This window comes from Hominilimicola sp. (genome assembly GCF_046972485.1).
Classification (GTDB): Bacteria; Bacillota; Clostridia; order UBA1381; family UBA1381; genus Hominilimicola; species Hominilimicola fabiformis.
Genome location: NZ_JBKVWU010000200.1, coordinates 1 through 2,349, shown reverse-complemented (window position 1 = coordinate 2,349; position 2,349 = coordinate 1). Strand labels below are relative to the sequence as shown.

General features: G+C 39.1%; 1 protein-coding gene. It reads left to right on the top strand.

The annotated features are described in order from the left end of the window. The first annotated feature begins 38 nt into the window (after positions 1-38). Positions 39-2,114 carry a heavy metal translocating P-type ATPase gene (locus tag ACLTU0_RS11745; protein WP_412322624.1) on the top strand — a complete coding sequence of 692 codons (2,076 nt, stop codon included), beginning with the start codon at positions 39-41 and terminating at the stop codon, positions 2,112-2,114. The last annotated feature ends 235 nt before the right edge of the window (positions 2,115-2,349 follow it).

The following is a 2,349-nucleotide window of genomic DNA, read 5'->3' as shown; positions in this document are numbered from 1 at the left end:
GCTAAACGACGAGGAAGAATAATCGAGGAAGAATAATAATGAAATTTAAAATCGTACATGATACTCCGGGTCGTATCAGATTGCGTTGTGGTGGATATTATTTTGATAAAAATCAAGAAAAATCTCTTGAGAAAACAATTTTATCGGAACAGTATGTCGAGTCTGTAAAGGCTAAAAGCGTCAACGGCGGTATTTTAATTACCTATCAATCCGATTACAGACAGGAGCTTTTGAACTACATAAAAGGAATCAAGCGAAATCAATTAGCGGCTGTTGAAGATGAGTCTGAGGATATACAGGCTGATTTCAAGAATGAGATTATAAAAATGCTTATAAAGCGTTTTGTTCTTAGAAGAATATTGCCGTATCCTGTACGAGTTGCAATGGCTTACTTTAAGGCATTCCCGTATGTGAAGAAAGCTGTGGGCAGTGTACTTAATTTAAGGGCCGATGTGGCACTTTTGGACGGTGTTGCACTCGGAACGGCACTTTCAAGAGGAATGTATTCGGAAGTTAATTCAATTACATTTTTGCTTGGAGTTTCGGAACTTCTTGAAGAATATACAAGAAAACGTACAAAAAATGCACTTGCGGACAGTCTTGCAATGAAGATTGACACTGTATGGAAGAAGAACGGCGAAAACGAGGAACAAGTTCCTATTTCAACCGTTAAAGAGGGTGACCTTGTCGTATTCCGTGACGGTGCAATGATCACTTTTGACGGCGTTGTTGTATCCGGACAGGCAAGTGTAAACGAAGCGTCTATGACAGGCGAATCGGTTGCGGCTGTAAAGGATAAGGACAGTACTGTTTACGCCGGTACAGTTGTAGAGGCGGGAAATATAGTAATTAAGGTTAGTGCTGCGGCTGATAATACACGTATTTCAAATATTATTGAAATGATTGAAAACGGTGAAAGTATGAAAGCCGGAGTACAGAGCCGTGCAGAGAAAATTGCAGACGGTTTTGTACCGTACAGCTTGGGATTGGCGTTGCTTGTTTATCTTACAACAAGAAATGTTGTAAAGGCAATGTCTGTTCTTATGGTGGACTATTCTTGTGCAATTAAATTGTCAACACCGATAAGTATTATAAGTGCTATGCGTGAGGCATCCTCAAGAGGATTTGTTGTAAAAGGCGGACGTTATCTTGAAAGTGTATCTCATGCTGATACTATTGTATTTGACAAGACAGGTACACTTACAAATTCATGCCCGACAGTAGAAAAAGTGCTTTCATTCGGTGAGTATACATCAGATGATATACTTAAAATATCTGCGTGCCTTGAAGAACATTTCCCTCACAGTGTGGCAAAGGCAATCGTTAAAGCCGCTAAAGCAAAACAGCTTGACCACGAAGAAGAACATGCTGAAGTTGAATATGTAGTTGCACACGGCATAGCTACAATGTTGCATGGCAAGCGTGCAATTATAGGCAGTGAGCATTTTGTGCTTGAGGACGAAAATATTCCGATAACTGATGAACAGAAGTCTGTTATTGAAAACGAATGTGAGGGCTTTTCTGTTATATACCTTGCAATCGGAGGCGTGTTGTCGGGAGTTATTTGTATAAGCGACCCGCCGAGAAGTGAGGCTCATGAGGCAATTCAGTTACTTCGTGAAAGTGGTATAGATAATATTATTATGCTTACAGGTGACCATGAAGGTGCTGCAAAACGCACTGCCGATATGCTCGGTATAGACAATTTCCGTGCACAGGTATTACCTGAGGATAAGGCGACAATTATTGAAGAATTGAAGAACGAGGGAAGAACGGTTATAATGGTCGGTGACGGTATCAATGACTCTCCTGCGTTGGCACTTAGCGACGTTTCAATCGCTATGAAAGATTCTGCCGATTTGGCAAGAGAAGTGGCTGATGTCACATTGCTTTCGGGCGATTTGAGAGATTTAGCGCTTCTTCGCAAGTTAAGTAGCAGACTGTTCAGACGAATTAAACGTAATTATACGTTTATTATGGCATTTAATTCATTGCTTATATTGCTTGGATTGAAAGGTTCTATAACTCCGTCTGCATCATCACTTTTGCATAATTCGTCAACTATGCTTATAAGTGCGAACAGTATGCGTCCATTATTGAAGGACAAGAATTAATCGTATTAAATTATTTGACGGTTGAGCGGCAGTATAAAAACTGCCGCTTTTTTTATCATATGGAATAAATTTAAAAGAATAAATATTAAAATCGGTATTCCCAAAATGAAAAATATATAGTATAATAGAAATAGAAAGTAGGTGGTAGGTTGTGAGAATTGAAAAGCTAAACAAAGACAAAATAAAGGTAACGCTTACAACTGCGGAATTAATTAATCTTGATATAGACGTGAAA

Excerpts from the sequence above, each read along its gene's own strand:
- ACLTU0_RS11745 (WP_412322624.1), top strand. The coding sequence starts at position 39 with ATGAAATTTAAAATCGTACATGATACTCCGGGTCGTATCAGATTGCGT.